This window comes from Sphingomonas phyllosphaerae, assembly GCA_036946405.1.
GTDB lineage: Bacteria > Pseudomonadota > Alphaproteobacteria > Sphingomonadales > Sphingomonadaceae > Sphingomonas > Sphingomonas phyllosphaerae_D.
The window spans coordinates 1-16,227 of sequence record JAQIJC010000003.1; the positions used below are offsets into that span (position 1 = coordinate 1).

At 69.5% G+C, this 16,227-nt stretch carries 17 protein-coding genes, 2 tRNA genes and 1 pseudogene; 12 read left to right on the forward strand and 8 right to left on the reverse strand.

Going from position 1 to position 16,227, the window contains the following annotated elements; all coding sequences use genetic code 11:
- From PGN12_17130 to PGN12_17140, 3 genes and pseudogenes are all read right to left on the reverse strand, one after another.
- Positions 1-361, reverse strand: a 361-nt coding sequence (locus PGN12_17130) for an amidase family protein (GenBank protein ID MEH3105606.1), incomplete at its 3' end; no start/stop codon positions are given.
- Between the two features lie 97 nt (positions 362-458).
- A pseudogene (locus PGN12_17135) lies at positions 459-2,484 on the reverse strand (3-hydroxyacyl-CoA dehydrogenase NAD-binding domain-containing protein).
- 103 nt (positions 2,485-2,587) lie between these two features.
- On the reverse strand, positions 2,588-3,808 hold the full coding sequence (locus tag PGN12_17140) for a serine hydrolase (GenBank protein MEH3105607.1): 1,221 nt from the start codon (positions 3,806-3,808) through the stop codon (positions 2,588-2,590).
- Positions 3,809-3,932: 124 nt separating this feature from the next.
- Here PGN12_17140 and PGN12_17145 point away from each other — a divergent pair, with 124 nt between their 5' ends.
- The 6 genes from PGN12_17145 to PGN12_17170 all read left to right on the forward strand — a co-directional run bounded on the left by PGN12_17145 (position 3,933) and on the right by PGN12_17170 (position 9,123).
- Positions 3,933-5,651 carry an AMP-binding protein gene (locus tag PGN12_17145; protein ID MEH3105608.1) on the forward strand — a complete coding sequence of 573 codons (1,719 nt, stop codon included), beginning with the start codon at positions 3,933-3,935 and terminating at the stop codon, positions 5,649-5,651.
- Positions 5,652-5,689: 38 nt separating this feature from the next.
- Positions 5,690-6,430: a Crp/Fnr family transcriptional regulator gene (locus PGN12_17150; protein ID MEH3105609.1), complete on the forward strand. Its 741-nt coding sequence runs from the start codon at positions 5,690-5,692 to the stop codon at positions 6,428-6,430.
- A gap of 75 nt (positions 6,431-6,505) precedes the next feature.
- Entirely contained in the window at positions 6,506-7,720 is a 1,215-nt protein-coding gene (locus PGN12_17155; protein ID MEH3105610.1) for an AI-2E family transporter, read from the forward strand.
- Between the two features lie 46 nt (positions 7,721-7,766).
- Positions 7,767-7,843 (forward strand) — tRNA-Asp (locus tag PGN12_17160).
- 111 nt (positions 7,844-7,954) lie between these two features.
- Positions 7,955-8,031 (forward strand) — tRNA-Asp (locus PGN12_17165).
- Between the two features lie 546 nt (positions 8,032-8,577).
- Entirely contained in the window at positions 8,578-9,123 is a 546-nt protein-coding gene (locus PGN12_17170; GenBank protein ID MEH3105611.1) for a DUF421 domain-containing protein, read from the forward strand.
- Between the two features lie 3 nt (positions 9,124-9,126).
- On the opposite strand, the gene PGN12_17175 is transcribed toward PGN12_17170, so the two are convergent.
- From PGN12_17175 to PGN12_17190, 4 genes are all read right to left on the reverse strand, one after another.
- Positions 9,127-9,333: a DUF2842 domain-containing protein gene (locus PGN12_17175; protein ID MEH3105612.1), complete on the reverse strand. Its 207-nt coding sequence runs from the start codon at positions 9,331-9,333 to the stop codon at positions 9,127-9,129.
- Positions 9,330-9,875, reverse strand: a complete 546-nt coding sequence (locus tag PGN12_17180; protein MEH3105613.1) for a 5-formyltetrahydrofolate cyclo-ligase — start codon at positions 9,873-9,875, stop codon at positions 9,330-9,332. Before PGN12_17180 ends, PGN12_17175 begins: the two co-directional genes overlap by 4 nt.
- Before the next feature lie 186 nt (positions 9,876-10,061).
- Complete coding sequence (locus PGN12_17185) at positions 10,062-10,367, reverse strand: cell division protein ZapA (protein MEH3105614.1); 306 nt, start codon at positions 10,365-10,367, stop codon at positions 10,062-10,064.
- The gene (locus PGN12_17190; protein ID MEH3105615.1) at positions 10,367-10,558 is read right to left on the reverse strand and encodes a hypothetical protein; all 192 of its coding nucleotides are present in this window, start codon (positions 10,556-10,558) and stop codon (positions 10,367-10,369) included. The genes PGN12_17185 and PGN12_17190 overlap by 1 nt, the downstream gene beginning before the upstream one ends.
- Positions 10,559-10,707: 149 nt before the next feature.
- Between PGN12_17190 and gap the strand changes: the two genes are divergently transcribed.
- The 6 genes from gap (at position 10,708) to PGN12_17220 (ending at position 15,406) form a co-directional block, all read left to right on the forward strand.
- Complete coding sequence (gene gap / locus PGN12_17195) at positions 10,708-11,709, forward strand: type I glyceraldehyde-3-phosphate dehydrogenase (GenBank protein ID MEH3105616.1); 1,002 nt, start codon at positions 10,708-10,710, stop codon at positions 11,707-11,709.
- Positions 11,710-12,096: 387 nt separating this feature from the next.
- Positions 12,097-12,504, forward strand: coding sequence for an MOSC domain-containing protein (locus PGN12_17200; GenBank protein ID MEH3105617.1), 408 nt, complete (start codon positions 12,097-12,099; stop codon positions 12,502-12,504).
- Positions 12,501-13,691, forward strand: coding sequence for a phosphoglycerate kinase (locus PGN12_17205; protein ID MEH3105618.1), 1,191 nt, complete (start codon positions 12,501-12,503; stop codon positions 13,689-13,691). The genes PGN12_17200 and PGN12_17205 overlap by 4 nt, the downstream gene beginning before the upstream one ends.
- Before the next feature lie 189 nt (positions 13,692-13,880).
- A complete protein-coding gene (locus PGN12_17210; protein ID MEH3105619.1) occupies positions 13,881-14,117 on the forward strand; it encodes a ribbon-helix-helix protein, CopG family in 237 nt (78 codons plus the stop codon).
- Positions 14,108-14,470 carry a type II toxin-antitoxin system PemK/MazF family toxin gene (locus PGN12_17215; GenBank protein MEH3105620.1) on the forward strand — a complete coding sequence of 121 codons (363 nt, stop codon included), beginning with the start codon at positions 14,108-14,110 and terminating at the stop codon, positions 14,468-14,470. Before PGN12_17210 ends, PGN12_17215 begins: the two co-directional genes overlap by 10 nt.
- A gap of 27 nt (positions 14,471-14,497) precedes the next feature.
- Positions 14,498-15,406, forward strand: coding sequence for a class I fructose-bisphosphate aldolase (locus PGN12_17220; GenBank protein MEH3105621.1), 909 nt, complete (start codon positions 14,498-14,500; stop codon positions 15,404-15,406).
- Here PGN12_17220 and PGN12_17225 read toward each other — a convergent pair.
- A complete protein-coding gene (locus PGN12_17225; GenBank protein MEH3105622.1) occupies positions 15,397-16,203 on the reverse strand; it encodes a hypothetical protein in 807 nt (268 codons plus the stop codon). The two genes, PGN12_17220 and PGN12_17225, sit on opposite strands and share 10 nt — an antisense overlap.
- Positions 16,204-16,227: the final 24 nt, after the last annotated feature.

Here is a 16,227-nt window from a genome sequence, read left to right on the forward strand (position 1 = left end):
CGTTGGTCTTGCCCAGCACCACGACGCCCGCCGCCTTCAGCCGCTGGACGACGACCGCATCCTCCTGCGCGACGAAGGCGCGATGTTCGGTGAAGCCGAACGTCGTCGGCAGCCCGGCGACGTCATAGCTTTCCTTGATCGTCATCGGCACGCCGAGCAGCGTCGCGTCGAAGCCCCGGGCGATCCGCGCGTCCAGTTCCGCCGCGGCCTTTCGCGCGCGATCGAAGTCGCGCACGACGACCGCGTTGAGCGCGCCGTCGCCCGCCTCGATCCGCGCGATCGCGGCGTCGGTTTCGGCGAGCGCGCTCGTCTCCCCCGCGCGGATCGCGGCAGCGGTCTGGAGCGCGGTTTTCTCGGTCATGCGCGTGCTCCTGCGAACGCAGGAGCCCAGAGTCCGGGATACCGCGCTTCGTGGCCCTGGGTTCCTGCGTGCGCAGGAACACAAGGACGGCGGGGCATCACAGCTTCCCCCCGCTCTCCGCCGCCGCCTTCAGGCTGGGGGCGACCTTGAAGCCGTGCTTCTCCAGCCCGGCGACGACCTTGTCCAACCCCTCGGTCTGCGCCCAGAACATCGGGCCGCCGCGATAGACCGGCCAGCCATAGCCGTAGATCCAGACGACATCGATGTCGCTCGACCGTTGCGCCTTGCCTTCCTCCAGGATCAGCGCGCCCTCGTTGACCATCGGGTACAGCGTGCGCTCGACGATCTCCTGGTCGGTGATCTCGCGCTTGGCGAGGTTCGACCGCGACCGGAAGTCCTCGATGATCTCCGCCACGCGCGGGGAGGGGGAGGGGTTACGCTTCTCGTCGTAATCGTAGAATCCGGCGTTCTTCTTCTGCCCCCAGCGCCCCTCCGCGGCGAGCGCGTCGCGGATGCTCTCGATCCGGTTGGGATCGCGGTGCCAGCCGATGTCGACGCCCGCCAGGTCGCTCATCTGGAACGGCCCCATCGGCATGCCGAAGTCGGTGTGCACCTTGTCGATCTGCTGCGGGGTGGCGCCCTCCATCAGCAGCTTGTTCGCCTCGATCTGCCGGGGGGAGAGCATGCGGTTGCCGATGAAGCCGTGGCAGACGCCGGCGACGACCGCGACCTTCTTGATCTTCTTGGCCAGCGCCATGACCGTCGCCAGCACGTCGCCCGCGGTCTTCTCGCCGCGCACCACCTCCAGCAGCTTCATGACATTGGCGGGGGAGAAGAAGTGCATCCCCACCACGTCCTCGGGCCGCTTCGTGCTCGCCGCGATCTCGTCGACGTTCAGGTAGCTGGTGTTGCTGGCCAGGATCGCGCCCGGCCTCGCGATCGCGTCGAGCTTCCCCGAACAGCTCCTTCTTGACGTCCATATTCTCATAGACCGCCTCGATGATGAGGTCGCAGTCGGCGAGGTCGTCGAGGCTGAGCGTGGGGGTCAGCAGCCCCATCAGCTTCTCCGGCGCGTCGGGCTTCAGCCGGCCCTTGGCGGCGGATGCCTCGTAATTCCTGCGCATCACGCCGGTGCCGCGGTCGAGCGCGTCCTGCTGCATCTCGACGATCGTCACCGGGATGCCGGCGGAGAGGAAGTTCATCGAGATGCCGCCGCCCATCGTGCCCGCGCCGATCACGCCCACCTTGTTGATCGGGCGCAGCGGGGTCTTGGGGTCGACGTCGTCGATCTTCGCGGCCTGGCGCTCGGCGAAGAAGATGTGGCGCTGCGCCGCGGACTGGGTGCCCGTCATCAGCTTCATGAACTGCTCGCGCTCGAACTTCATGCCCTCCTCGAAGGGCTGCTCGCTCGCCGCGACGACGCAGGCGATGTTGGCCGCGGGCGCGTCGAAGCCGCGCATCTTGCGGCCGTGCGCCTTCTGGAAGGCGGCGACCGCCTCCGGATCGGGGGACACCGTCTTGTCGCGCACGCGCGGGATCGGGCGCTTGTCCGCGATCTCGCGCGCGAACGCGATCGCATCCGCCTCCAGCGAATCCTCGCCCACCACCCGGTCGACCAGCCCGACCTCGGCGGCCTTCTTTGCGGGGATCGGATCGCCGATCGCGACCATTTCCAGCGCCGCCTTCACGCCGACCACGCGCGGCAGCCGCTGCGTGCCCCCGGCGCCGGGCAGCAGGCCCAGCTTCACTTCCGGAAGGCCCATCATCGCGCTCGGCACCGCGACGCGGTAATGGCAGGCGAGTGCGACCTCGCATCCGCCGCCCAGCGCGGTGCCGTGGATCGCGGCGACGATCGGCTTGCTGCTGGCATCCATCATGTCGATGACCTCGTGCAGGCTCGCCCCCTTGGGCGGCTTGCCGAACTCGGTGATGTCCGCGCCCGCGAAGAAGGTGCGCCCGTCGCAGCGGATCACCATCGCCTTGATGCCGGCATCCGCCACGCCTTGCTTGACCCCGGCCTCCAGCCCGTCGCGCACGCCCGCGCCCAGCGCGTTCACCGGCGGCGAGTCGGAGATGATGACCAGGATGTCGTCGTGGCGTTCGGTGCGGACGGGGGAAGTCATTCGTCGGATCTCCGTCTGAGTGCTCCTGCGGACGCAGGAGCCTAGGGCCGCCAGCGCGGCGTTCGTGGCTCTGGGCTCCTGCGTCCGCAGGAGCACGGTGAACTCAGGTCAGCGCGGCGTAGATCATCGTCTTCAGCTCGCGGCGGATGGGATAGATCATCGAGGGCGACAGCTGCGTCATGAAGACCATGCTGATCCGCTCGACCGGATCGACGAAGAAGGCGGTCGAGAACATGCCGCCCCAATAATATTCGCCCACCGACCCCGGCATCATCGAGCGCGCCGGATCGATCGTCACCGCAAAGCCGAGGCCGAAGCCGGTGCCCGCATTCTGCGTCTCGCTGAACAGCGAACGCGACATGGTCGACAGGTCGGCGTTCCCGGGCAGGTGGTTCTGCGTCATCAGCTCCACCGTCTTGCGCCCCAGGATGCGCGCGCCGTCCAGCTCGCCGCCGTTGAGGCACATCAGGCAGAAGCGGTGATAGTCGAGCGCGGTCGACACCAGCCCGCCGCCGCCCGAGACGAAGCGGAACGGCACCGACCACATGCTCTCCGCCCCGCGGTCGAACATCTGGCGGCCCTTGCCGGGCACCAGCGTATAGCAATCGGTCAGCCGGTCGATCTTGTCGCCGGGCACCGTGAAGAAGGTGTCGTGCATCTTGAGCGGCGCGAAGATGCGCTCCTCGAAGAAGCGCGGCAGCTTCATCCCCGACACGCGCTCCACCACCAGCCCGAGCACGTCGGTGGCGACCGAATAATTCCACGCGCTGCCCGGCGAGAATTCCAGCGGCAGCTTCCCCAGCGCCGCGACGAAGCCGTCGAGGTCGAGGTTGCCGTGCCAGTTCTCCAGCTTCTGCTCGCGGTGCGCGGCGTCGATGTTGCTGCGGTTCTGGAAGCCGTAGGTGAAGCCGGCGGTATGGCGCAGCAGGTCGACCATCCGCATCGGCGCCTGCGCCGGCCTGGTCATGAACGGCACGCCCGCGCCCCCGCCGTCATAGACGCCGACGCCCTTCAGCTCGGGCAGGACATGATGCACCGGCGTGTCCAGCGCGACCTTCGCCTCCTCCACCAGCATCATGAACGCGACCGAGGTGATCGGCTTCGTCATGGAGGCGATGCGGAACAGCGATCCCTCGTCCACCGCCGCGCCGCCCTCGCGCGCGGTGCCCTGATGCGAGAAATGGACGATCTGGTCGTCGCGTGCGACCAGCAGCTGCGCCTGCGCGAAGCCGCCGGTGTCGAGATAGCGTTCCTTGAGCAGCGCATCGATCGCGGCGAGGCGTCGCGGGTCGAAGCCGTGCTTCTCGGCCTTGGCGATCTTCATGGCCTCTCCATACCCCCGCTTCGAATGTCACGCCACGTCTATCGCTTGAGCCCAGCGTAAATCAACTCTAGTCTCGCATCCGAACGAACCGAATGTTCAAGTTGATGAGAGGAATGCCGTGACGATGGAACGTGCCTGGCCCGCGATGGGCATGGACGAGGTCCGCGCCGCGCTCACCGCGCCGGGCGCGCGATTCGAGATGGAGACGGTCGATATCCGTGGGCTCCCCACGCGCGTGTGGAAGAATGCGCCGCCGCACATGGCCGCGCTGGTGCGGCTGTCGCGCACCCACGGCGACTCGCTGGCCACCATCCACGAGGACGAGCGCGTCAGCTACGACGCGCAGTTCCGCGCCATCGCCGCGCTCGCCGCTTACTATCGCTCGCTGGGCGTGGCGAAGGGGGATCGCGTCGCGGTGGCGGCGCGCAACCTGCCGGAATGGATCGTCGCCTTCTTCGCCGCGACGGTGATCGGTGCCGTCGCGGTGCCGCTCAACGCGTGGTGGACGGGCGAGGAGCTGACCTACGGCCTGTCCGATTCGGGCGCGTCGCTGCTGGTGTGCGACGACGAGCGCTGGCAGCGGATCGCGGCGCACCGCGACGACCTGCCCGCGCTGCGCCACGTCCTCGTCGCGCGCGCCGCCGCCCCGGTCGCGGGCGCGCAGCGGCTGGAGGACGTGATCGGCACCCCGCACGACTGGGCCGCGCTGCCCGACCGCGACCTGCCCGAGGTCGCGCTGGCGCCGGAGGACGACGCCACGATCCTCTACACCAGCGGCACCACCGGCAAGCCCAAGGGGGCGCTCGGCACCCACCGCAACTTCATGACCAACATCCTGTCGACCGGCTATGCCGCCGCACGGATGATCCTGCGCCGCGGCGATCCGTTGCCCGATCCGGTGCGCAAGGTGTCGCTGACGGTCATCCCGCTGTTCCACGCCACCGCGCTGTCGGCCGGGCTGATGGGGTCGATGGCCGCGGGCCACACCACCATCTACATGCGCAAGTTCGAGGTCGTCCGCGCGATGGAGATCATCGAGCGCGAGCGCGTCAACGCGACCGGCGGGGTGCCGACGATCGCGTGGCAGATCCTGGAGCATCCCGACCGCGGCAAATACGACCTCTCCAGCCTGGAGAGCATCGGCTATGGCGGTGCGCCGTCCGCACCCGAACTGGTGCGCAAGATCGCGAGCGACCTGAAGGCGATGCCGGGCAACGGCTGGGGCATGACGGAGACGACCGCGACCGTGACCACGCACGGCGCGGAGGATTACCTCCACCGCCCCGACAGTTGCGGCCCGCCCGTGGCGGTCGCCGATCTGGAAGTCCGCGACGAGGACGGCGTGACGGTCCTGCCGACCGATACGATCGGCGAATTGTGGGCGCGCGGGCCGATGGTCGTGAAGGGCTATTGGAACAAGCCGGAGGCGACCGCGGCGACCTTCGTCGACGGCTGGGTGCGCACCGGCGACCTGGCGCGGATCGACGCGGAGGGGTTCTGCTTCATCCTCGACCGCGCCAAGGACATGATTATCCGCGGCGGCGAGAACATCTATTCGACCGAGGTGGAGAACGTCCTCTACGACCACCCCGCCGTCACCGACTGCGCGCTGATCGGCATTCCGCACCGCATTCTGGGCGAGGAACCGGCGGCGGTCGTCCATCTCGCGCCCGATGCGCAGGCGACCGAGGCGGAGCTGCAGGCATGGGTGCGCGAGCGGCTGGCGGCGTTCAAGGTGCCGGTCGCGATCCGCTTCTCGTCCGAGATGCTGCCGCGCAACGCCAACGGCAAGATCCTGAAGCGCGACCTGAAAACCCTGTTCGAGGATCGTATCGCCGCGTAGGTCGTTTCGCTGCGGTCACATTCGGGAACAGGCGATCGATGCGCGTCACCAGGGATTTTCTGCGAGGACGCGGCCGCGAGCGGATGACCGCCGCGGAGAAGGACGCGCTGGATGCCGCGGTCGACCGCGTCGAAACCCTGCCGGCGCGAACGATCCTCATCAACCGCGGGCAGCGCGTGCGCTACAGCACGCTGCTGCTCGACGGGACGATGTGCCGCTACATGGATGCGCGCGACGGCTATCGCCAGCTGGTGGCGCTCCAGGTGCCGGGGGACTTCGTCGACCTCCACGGCTATCCGCTGGAAATGCTCGATCACGACGTCGCCACGCTGTCGGAGGCGCGCGTCGCGGTCATCCCGCACGCGCGGCTCGACGCCCTGACGCGCGACATGCCGCACCTGGCGCGCCTGCTGTGGCGCTCGACCCTGCTCGACGCGGCGTTGCACCGGGAATGGATCTTCCGTCTCGGCCGCCTCGACGCCGCGGGGCGCGTCGCGCATTTCCTGATGGAGACCTATCGTCGCCTGGATGCGGTCGGGCGGACGCGCGACGGGGAGTTCGCGCTCCCGCTGACGCAGCAGGATCTGGGCGAGGCGTGCGGCCTCACCAGCGTCCACGTCAACCGCACGCTGCGCCGGCTGCGCGAGGACGGGCTGGCGGAGGTCGCGCGCGGCACGGTGCGCATCCTGGACGCTGCGGCATTGTCGCGGGTCGCGGAGTTCGAGCCCGAATATCTCTATCTGGAGGACAGCGCCTGGGCGCGCGACGCCGCGGAATAGCGGGCAGGGCCGGCAGACCGGCGCGCGATGGTGTAACCGCTTGGCCTGTGGGCCGGATTGGCGTTAGCTAACGGCATGTACGATCTCCCCCATGACGCGACGCCCGGCGTCCCGGACGAAACCGGCGACGCCGCCACCGACGGGCCCGTCGTCGCGCTGCGTCGCGACCGGCTGCTCGCCGCGCTGACGCTGACGGCGGGGATCGGGCTGGTCGTCGGCCTGCCGTTCGCGCTGAAGGAGGGAGCGGAGTTCTTCATGCCCACCGCGGTCGCGCTGGTCGTCGCGCTGGCGCTGATCCCGCTGCTGGAGTGGCTGGAGCGTCGCCGCATCCCGTCCGCGGTCGCGGCGCTGATGTGCGTGATCCTGTTCCTGATCGTCGCCAATGTCGCGCTGGCCGCGATCGTCGTGCCCGCGACCGAGTTCTTCCGCCTGCTGCCGACGCGGATCGGCCGCATCCAGGCCAATCTGGCGCCGCTGCTTGATCTGTATTCCAGCCTGGAGCGCTACGCCAATCGCACGCTGCGCCAGATCGCCTCCACGCCGGTGCGCCCGTCGCCCACCGCCGCCGTCGCGCCGCCCAGCTCGATCGTCGAGCTGGCGGCGACGTCCGCGCCCGCGGTCATCGTCCAGGTCTTCTACGCGATCCTGGTCGCGTTCTTCTTCCTGTCGGGCTGGACCCGGATGCGCGAGCGGCTCATCACGGCGCGCGCCAGCTTCGGCGGGGCGATGGCAACCGCGCGCGTGCTGCAGGAGATGGTCGACGCCGTCTCCTCCTATCTGGGCACGATCACCGCGATCAACATTTCGCTCGGGCTGCTCGTCGCGGGCGCGCTGCACCTGCTGGGGATGCCGTTTCCGCTCATGTGGGGCGGCATCGTCGCGCTGCTGAACTACATCCCCTATTTCGGCCCGGTCGTCGCCGCGCTGCTGCTCGCGGTCGGCGGGCTGATGACCTTTTCGGACGTGTGGACCGCGCTGGCCGCGCCCGCGATGATGTACGGCTTCCACTTGGTGGAGGCGAATGTCGTCACCCCGCTGATCGTCGGGCACCGGCTGACCATCAACCCGGTCATGATCCTCATCTCGATCAGCTTCTGGGGCTGGGTGTGGGGCACGGTGGGGGCGCTGCTGGCGGTGCCGATCCTCATCATCGTGCAGACGATCCTGTCGGCGGCGGGACGCCCCGACATCGCGGGCTTCCTCTTCGAACACGGCACGCTGACGCGCGAGAACGCGGGCTCGCCGCAACCGGGCTGGCGGTCGCGCGAAAAAGACGAAGAATCGCGTTGACAGCCACCGGGGCGCCGCCTAGTTGGCGCGCCTCACGCTTCTCCAAGCGGGTGTAGCTCAGTTGGTTAGAGCGCCGGCCTGTCACGCCGGAGGTCGCGGGTTCGAGCCCCGTCACTCGCGCCATCCCTGCGGTGATACGCAGCCGGTGCGTGAACTTCATGCGGCAAGCAGCATTTCCTGCGCCGGAATATCGTTCCGGTGTATGCCCGGGTGCGTGCGTCGATCGCTTTGCAAGCGGGTGTAGCTCAGTTGGTTAGAGCGCCGGCCTGTCACGCCGGAGGTCGCGGGTTCGAGCCCCGTCACTCGCGCCAGCGCCGGGGTGGTTCGTAGCCGCAGCGCGGAAACCCGCATCATTACCGATCGTTACGTCTTCCGCATCAGAGGAGTCGGAGCGGATGGCGAGCGGCTATCCAGACGGATTGCATCCCGGCCACGCCGTGTCACGCGGCGGCTTCCACCGACATGCCACGCCGATGGCGCTCTTCTGCTGGGAGTGCTGCTGATCCTCCCGATGACGGGACTGCTGGGCGGCGCGCGGTCGCCCGTGACGCGCGCCGTGACGCCAAGCGCCACCCTGACCGTCAAGACGCCGCAGACGTTGCGCAGCGGGCTCTTCTTCGAAACGGTGGTCGTCGTGCAGGCGCGCCGTCCGATGGCGGATGCGGTCATCGCCTTCCCGCCGGCCTTGTGGCGCGACATGACGATCAACACGCAGCTACCCGCCGCCGAGAGCGAAGAGTATCGCGACGGCCTCTGGCGCTTCCATTACGGCCCGCTGAAGCCCGGCGAGCGGCTGGAAACGAAAGTGGACGGGCAGATCAACCCCGCCGCTGACGCTGGGCACGCGGGGCGAGGTCGTGCTGCTCGACGGCGAACGTCCGCTGGCGCGCGTGCCGGTGGCGACGCGGGGTGCTGCCCTGATGGACATCGTCCTGCGCGCGACCGCGATGTTCTTCATCCTCTATGGGCTGCTGCGGCTTCTCGGCAAGCGCGAGCTGGGGCAGATGACCCCGTTCGAGGTCGTCGTGCTGGTGGTGATGGGCGATTTGATCCAGCAGGGGATCACGCACAACGATTTCAGCCTGACCGGCGCGACGCTGGCGATCGTCACCTTCGCCTTCTGGGGGCTGGTACTGGGCTGGCTGGCCTATCTCTTCCCGCGGCTCAAGACCGCACTGGAAGGCGCCCCGCGAGTCATCGTGCGGCATGGCGAGCTGCTGGAGGACAATCTGCGCCGCGACCGCATGACGCGGGCGGAGGTGGAATCGGAAATGCGGCTCGCCGGGATCGCGCGCATGACGGACGTCGAATGGGCGATCCTGGAGCCGCAGGGAAAGATCAGCTTCATCCGCCGCGACGGCGGCGAGGTGAACCCGCCGGACGGTGAGGGGCCGGCGGGCTGACGACTACCGCCAGCGTCCCGTCTCCATCCAGCGCAGCAGCGGCTTCAGCGGCGTGATCCAGACGATCCCGGTGACGATGTAGAAGACGAGCTGGAGCAGCCAGTGCCATCCGCCGACCGTCGCCGACAGCGACACGATCAGGACGCACCATATCGCGATCAGCAGCAGGATCAGCAGCATCCCCGCCGGCTTGCGCCACGACGGCGTCATGCGCGTACGATCCATTCGCGTTCGGTGGCGATGGCGTGGAGCGGGATGTCCCACGGGTCGGGCTGAAGCGGATCGGTTTCCTGCACGCTCCAGGCGATACCGATGCGATGCGCCGCAGGGAAGGCGGCGAAGGCGCGGTCGTAATGCCCCGCACCCTGGCCGATGCGGTGGAGCGCGCGGTCGAACCCGACCAGCGGGGTCAGCACGACATCGGGTACGGCCTCCGGCGCGGCGGCGGGCGGCTGGCGCAGCCCGAACGGCCCGGGCACGAGCGCGGCAGCGGCGTCGTGCAGCGCGAACCGCAGCGGCGTGGCGCGGTCGATCACCTGCGGCAGCGCGAGGCGGCAGCCGGTCGCCAGCGCGACCTGCTCCAGCGGCGTCGGATCGGCCTCGCCACCGACCGGCACGTAGCTGGCGACCACCATCCCCGGGGTCAGCAGCATCGCGAAGGCGGGGTCGACGCGGATCGCCGCCGAGGCCGTGGCCGCGAATCCGTCGCGCCGCGCGCGCAACGCGGCCCGCAGGGCGTTCTTGTCGCTCATGACGTGGGAAGGGGGCGGGTGGCGGGACCGCCGTGGCCGTGTGCCAAAGTATCCACCGACGCCCGATACGTCAGGTGGGGATCATGTACGTCGGACCAGGGTCCTAGCAGGGACAACCCCCTTGGATGAAGAATAGCCTCAGGGATAATTTCCGGCTCGTACCGGGCAGAACCCGCCGCCACCGATTTAGGCGCTCGGCCCGGCTTTCTCAAGGGCATCCGCCAGCGCCTCCAGCCGCTGCGACAATGCGTCCAGCGCGCGGCCCTCGGGCGTCTCGGGCGGCGGCTTGGCGCGCTCGTCGATCAGCGCGTCGGCGACCATCAGCGCCGCCAGCATCATGACGCGGTTGACGCCGCCGGCGCCCGCGGCGCGTTTGGCATCCTCCCACCGCTCGTCGATCAGCGCCGCGGCCTGCAGCAGCCGCGCCTCGCCGCCGTCGCGGCAGCCGATCTCGGTGCTGGTGTCGCCGATCTTCAGCGTGACGCGCGCCATCAGTTCTCCTCCGCCGCATCGGCCGGATCGTTGGCGATGATTCGGTCGAGCGCGGCGACCGCCTGCGTCATCGTGTCACGCAGCTGCGCGTGCCGGCGCTCCAGCTTGGCGGCGGCGGCGCGGCGCTGCTCCACGACGCGCTCGACGCGGGTGATGGCGGCGTCCAGCCGGTGGATCGCGGGATTGTCCATGGGGCCAGCGAATAGGATCGCGCGACGCGCACGACAAGCCCGTCGCGGGCCTGTTGCGGGACGGACGGATCGCCGGCGGCGGTTGACGGACACGCCCGCGCCTGCGCAAGAGCGCGCGCATCGGACATTCATAGGGGCGAGGAACGACGATGACGAAGGTAGCGATCAACGGCTTCGGGCGGATCGGCCGGCTGGTGGCGCGCGCGCTGCTGGAGCGCGGCAGCGAGCTGGAGCTGGTGGCGATCAACGACCTCGCCGACACGAAGTCGAACGCGTGGCTGTTCAGCCGCGACAGCGTCCACGGCAAGTGGGCCGGCACCGTCGAGGCGGACGGGCAGGACATGGTGATCGACGGCAAGCGCATCCGCGTGACCGCCGAGCGCGATCCCGCCAACCTGCCGCACAAGGAGCTGGGCGTCGACCTGGTGCTGGAATGCACCGGCTTCTTCACCGACCGCGCCAGCGCGCAGAAGCATATCGATGCGGGCGCGAAGAAGGTGCTGATCTCCGCCCCGGCGAAGGGCGTCGACCTGACCGTCGTCTACGGCGTCAACCACGACAGGCTGGAGGCGGGCCACACGATCGTGTCGAACGCATCGTGCACCACCAACTGCCTGGCGCCGGTCGCCAAGGTGCTGAACGACGCGATCGGGATCGAGCGCGGGCTGATGACCACGATCCACGCCTATACCAACGACCAGAAGATCCTCGACCAGATCCACCCCGACCTGCGCCGTGCGCGCGCCGCGGCGATGAGCATGATCCCGACCACCACCGGCGCCGCGCGCGCGGTGGGTGAGGTGCTGCCCGAGCTGAAGGGCAAGCTGGACGGTTCCGCGGTGCGGGTGCCGACCCCGGACGGCAGCCTGGTCGACCTGACCTTCACGCCCTCGCGCGACACGACGAAGGAAGAGGTCAACGCGCTGCTGAAGGCTGCGGCCGAGGGGCCGATGAAGGGCGTGCTGGAATATTCGGACGAGCCGCTGGTCTCGATCGACATCGTCCACACGCCGTTCTCATCGACCGTCGACAGCCTGGAGACCGCGGTGATCGACGGCAAGCTGGTGCGCGTCGTGAGCTGGTACGACAACGAATGGGGCTTCTCCAACCGCATGGTCGACACCGCGACCGCGATGGCCAAGCTGGGCTGATGCGCCAGCCTCCGTTCGTTTTGGGCAAGGTCGAGGCGCAGCCGTCGTGCGTGCCCTTCGACTGCGCTCAGGGCGAACGGGGGTGAGGGGCGGCCTCCTCCTGGTCCGCGGCCCCAATGGTGAAGCGTCGCTACCCCCGTTCGTGCGGAGCGAAGTCGAAGCACGGCCACAGCGCGTGTCCGTCGACCGCGTTCGGGGGGGCACTGCGGTGAGGGGCGGCGTCCTCTTGCTTCGGGACCGCAATGGCGTGGCGTTCCAACCCCCGTTCGTGCTGAGCGTAGTCGAAGCACAGCCACCGCACTCGCCCCGCAACCGCGACCATGGCGCACGAAAGTGAGCGCGGGCACCCTGATCGGTATCGCGCGCCACGCCTTTCCCAAGGCGCCGATGGAGCTCGTCGACCGGGTCGGGGTGTCGCCCGAGGGCGGCATCCACGGCGATTTCCGCGGCGCGATGAAGCGCAAGCCGTACAAGCGGCAGGTCACGCTGATCGAGCGTGGCGACTGGGACGCGGCGATGGCGGAGGTCGGCCATACGATCGGCTGGGAGGAGCGGCGCGCCAACCTGCTGGTCGACGGCCTCGACCTGCCGCAGACGGCCGGCGTCCGCCTGCGCATCGGCGCCGACGTGGTGCTGGAGGTGACGCGCGAGACCGACCCGTGCGAGCGGATGGAGGCGCTGGCCCCCGGGCTCAAGGCAGCGCTGCTGGCCGACTGGCGCGGGGGTGCGTGCGCTCAGGTGATCCACGGCGGCTGGATCGCGATCAACGATGCTATCAGGATCGAGGAATCATGACCAAGTCCTTCCGTACGCTAGACGATATCGGTGACGTCCACGGCCGCCGCGTGCTGGTGCGCGAGGATCTGAACGTGCCGCTGGCCGACGGCCGCGTTACCGACGACACCCGCCTGCGCGCCACCGTCGCCACCGTCGCCGAGCTGTCGGACAAGGGCGCGATCGTGCTCGTCCTCGCGCACTTCGGCCGTCCCAAGGGCGTGCCCGACCCGGACATGTCGCTCGCTCCCATCGTGAAGCCCTACGAGGCGGTACTGGGCCGCCCGGTGCGCTTCGTCGACTGGGAGGGCGCCGCGGACGCGGTCGCGACGATGCAGCCGGGCGACATCGCGGTGCTGGAGAACACCCGCTTCTTCGGGGGCGAGGAGAAGAACGACGCCGCGGTGGTCGATCGCTTCGCCGCGCTCGGCGACCTCTACGTCAACGATGCCTTTTCCGCGGCGCACCGCGCGCACGCCTCGACCGAGGGGCTGGCGCACAGGCTGCCCGCCTTTGCGGGACGCGCGATGGAGGCCGAACTCGTCGCGCTGGAAAAGGCGCTGGGGCAGCCCGACCATCCCGTCGCCGCGGTCGTCGGCGGGGCGAAGGTGTCGACCAAGCTCGACGTGCTCAAGCACCTCGTCGCCCGCGTCGATCACCTCATCATCGGCGGCGGCATGGCCAACACCTTCCTCGCGGCGCGCGGCGTCGACGTGGGCAAGAGCCTGTGCGAGCACGACCTGACCGGCACCGCGGAGGCGATCCTCGACGCGGCGGACAAGGCGGACTGCACCGTCCATCTGCCCTATGACGTGGTGGTGGCGAAGGAATTCCGCGCCGATCCGCCGACCCGCACCGTCAACGTGCACGAGGTCGCGGCGGACGAGATGATCCTCGACGTCGGCCCCGCCGCGGTCGAGGCGCTGGGCGACGTGCTCAAGACCTGCCGCACGCTCGTGTGGAACGGGCCGATGGGCGCGTTCGAGACGCGCCCGTTCGACACCGCGACCGTCGCGCTGGCGAGGACCGCGGCGGCGCTGACCAAGGAAGGCAGCCTCGTCTCGGTCGCGGGCGGCGGCGACACCGTCGCGGCGCTCAACCACGCGGGGGTGGGCGACAGCTTCACCTTCGTCTCGACCGCCGGCGGCGCGTTCCTGGAGTGGATGGAAGGCCGCGAGCTGCCGGGCGTCGCGGCGCTGCAGAAGTAGCCGCACCGGCCGCCGTTCCGCGCGAGCGACGTCCCGGGTCATGCGCCAGCCGTGGCGGCTGTGCGTCGCCGTCGCTTGCCACGAACGGAAAAGGCCGCGTGGGCGACCTGTGTCAAATCCGGCCGGTAATTCGGGTTGCACCGCACCAAAGGACCGCCTATCGTTTAACGCGTTAAACGGAGGCACGCGTTGCTCGGCGTCAGGCTCGACACGGAACTGGAAGAGCGGCTCGCCGCGGTCGCACGCACCCAGGGGCGGAGCAAGAGCGACATCGCACGCGAGGCGGTCCGCCGCTACGTCGAGCTGCACGACGAGGCGTTCCGGCGCGAGGCGCGGCGCCAGTCGCAACGCGCGTCGCGACGCGACACGCAGGCCGACTATGCCTTCTGGGAAGTCGCCGAGGCGGAGGACGCCGCGTGGAAGTGACCCCCGTCACCGGCACGGAGCCCGCCGTCGCGCACGGCGCGATCGTCATGGTCGCCCCGCCGGAGGGGTGCGACGGCGCGCCGCGCGCCTGCGTCGTGGTACAGGCGGACCTGTTCAACGACACCCATGCGACCGTCACCTTGTGCCCGCTGACCACGATCGTCGGCGGCGAGGCGCTGTTCCGCGTCGCCATCTCGCCGCAGGAGCACACCGGCCTTCCGGTCGAATGCGAGGTGCAGGTCGACCGCATCACCAGCGTGCGCCGTCATCGCATCGTCAAGGTGATCGGCCATGCATCGGCCACGCGCATGGAGCAGGTCGATCAGGCGCTGCGCCGCTGGCTCGCCCTCTAAGCAACATCAGACAGGCAGGAGAATATCATGACCCCGACCGTGAAGGCCATTCTGGACAAGTACGAGGGTACCAGCCCGGCGGTGAAGGCCAATCTGGCGCGGATCCTGATGCACGGCAAGCTGGGCGGCACCGGCAAGCTCATCATCCTGCCGGTCGATCAGGGGTTCGAGCACGGCCCGGCGCGCAGCTTCGCGATCAACCCGCCCGCCTATGACCCGCACTATCACTATCAGATCGCGATCGACGCCGGCCTGTCGGCCTATGCCGCGCCGCTCGGCATGCTGGAGGCGGGCGCCGATACGTTCGCGGGGCAGATCCCGACCATCCTGAAGGTCAACAGCTCGAACAGCTGGGCCACCTCGATCGCGCAGGCGCAGACGGGCAGCGTGGAGGATGCGCTGCGGCTGGGCTGCGCCGCGATCGGCTTCACCATCTATCCGGGGTCGGATGGCATCTTCGACGCGATGGAGCAGATCCGCGCGCTGCGCGAGGAAGCCGCCGCGGCCGGCCTCGCCACCGTCATCTGGAGCTATCCGCGCGGCGGCGAGCTGTCGAAGGCGGGCGAGCTGGCGCTCGACGTCGGTGCCTATGCCGCGCACATGGCGGCGCTGCTGGGCGCGCACATCATCAAGGTGAAGCTGCCGAGCGACCATATCGAGCAGAAGGACGCCAGGAAGAGCTACGAGGGCACCGACTGGTCGAAGCAGGCCGATCGCGTGCGCCACGTCGTCCAGTCGAGCTTCGCCGGGCGTCGCATCGTCGTCTTCTCGGGCGGCGCGGCGAAGGGCGCCGACGCGGTCTATCAGGATGCGCGCGACATCCGCGACGGCGGCGGCAACGGCTCGATCATCGGGCGCAACACCTTCCAGCGCGAGCGCGGCGAGGCGCTGGCGATGCTGGAGAAGCTGGTCGCGATCTACAAGAATCAGGAATAGGCGACCGCTGGCGACCGGCGGCGGACCCCGCCGCCGGCGCGCCACGCCCACCACAATACCGCCGCCGCCACGGCGATCGCGGTCAGCGCGACGACGGCGGCAGGCGTCGCGGTCGCCGCCCGGAAGGCGCGCATCGCGGCGGGTGACGGGGAGAGCAGCGCGAATGCGGCCGCCTGCAGTGTCACATTTGCTGCCACCAACAGGAACGGCCCCGCCTGTCGCCGATCCGCGCGCGCCGCCACCAAGGCCACGACGACCGCAACGATCTGCGCTGCGTAGAAGGCGGGCACGAAGGGGTGGAGCGACGGCATCGTGGGCAGGACTGCCGGCAGTACGCGCCCCAGAGCGGGGGGCAGGACGAGCACCGCCGTCGCCAGCATCGCGCCCCCATGCGCATGGACGTCACGCCGGCGTGCCACCGCATAAGCGACCAACGCGAGGAAACAGGGTGTCGCCAGCGCGTCGGCCGCCGCCAGCCCGGGGCCGAACCGCGCGTAGAACGGATGCCCGGCCAGCGCCTTGGTCATCATCGCCTGGATCGCCAGCGCGCCCCCCGCGACGAACAGCGGCACGAATACGAACAGCGCCAGGCCCAGCGTGCGATGCAGGTGCCCGCGGCGGGCGCGAATCGCCCACATCTGCGTGGCCAGCAGCACGAGCCAGAGGATCGCGGTGAGCGCATGCGCGTGCACCCCGAACACGACCTGGCGCGGGATCGCGAAATAGCCCGGCCAGAAGGCGACCAGCACCAGCGGCGCGAGCAGCAGGACGGCGTAATAGGATCGATGGAACGGCATCACACACTCTCCCCCCGGTCGGGC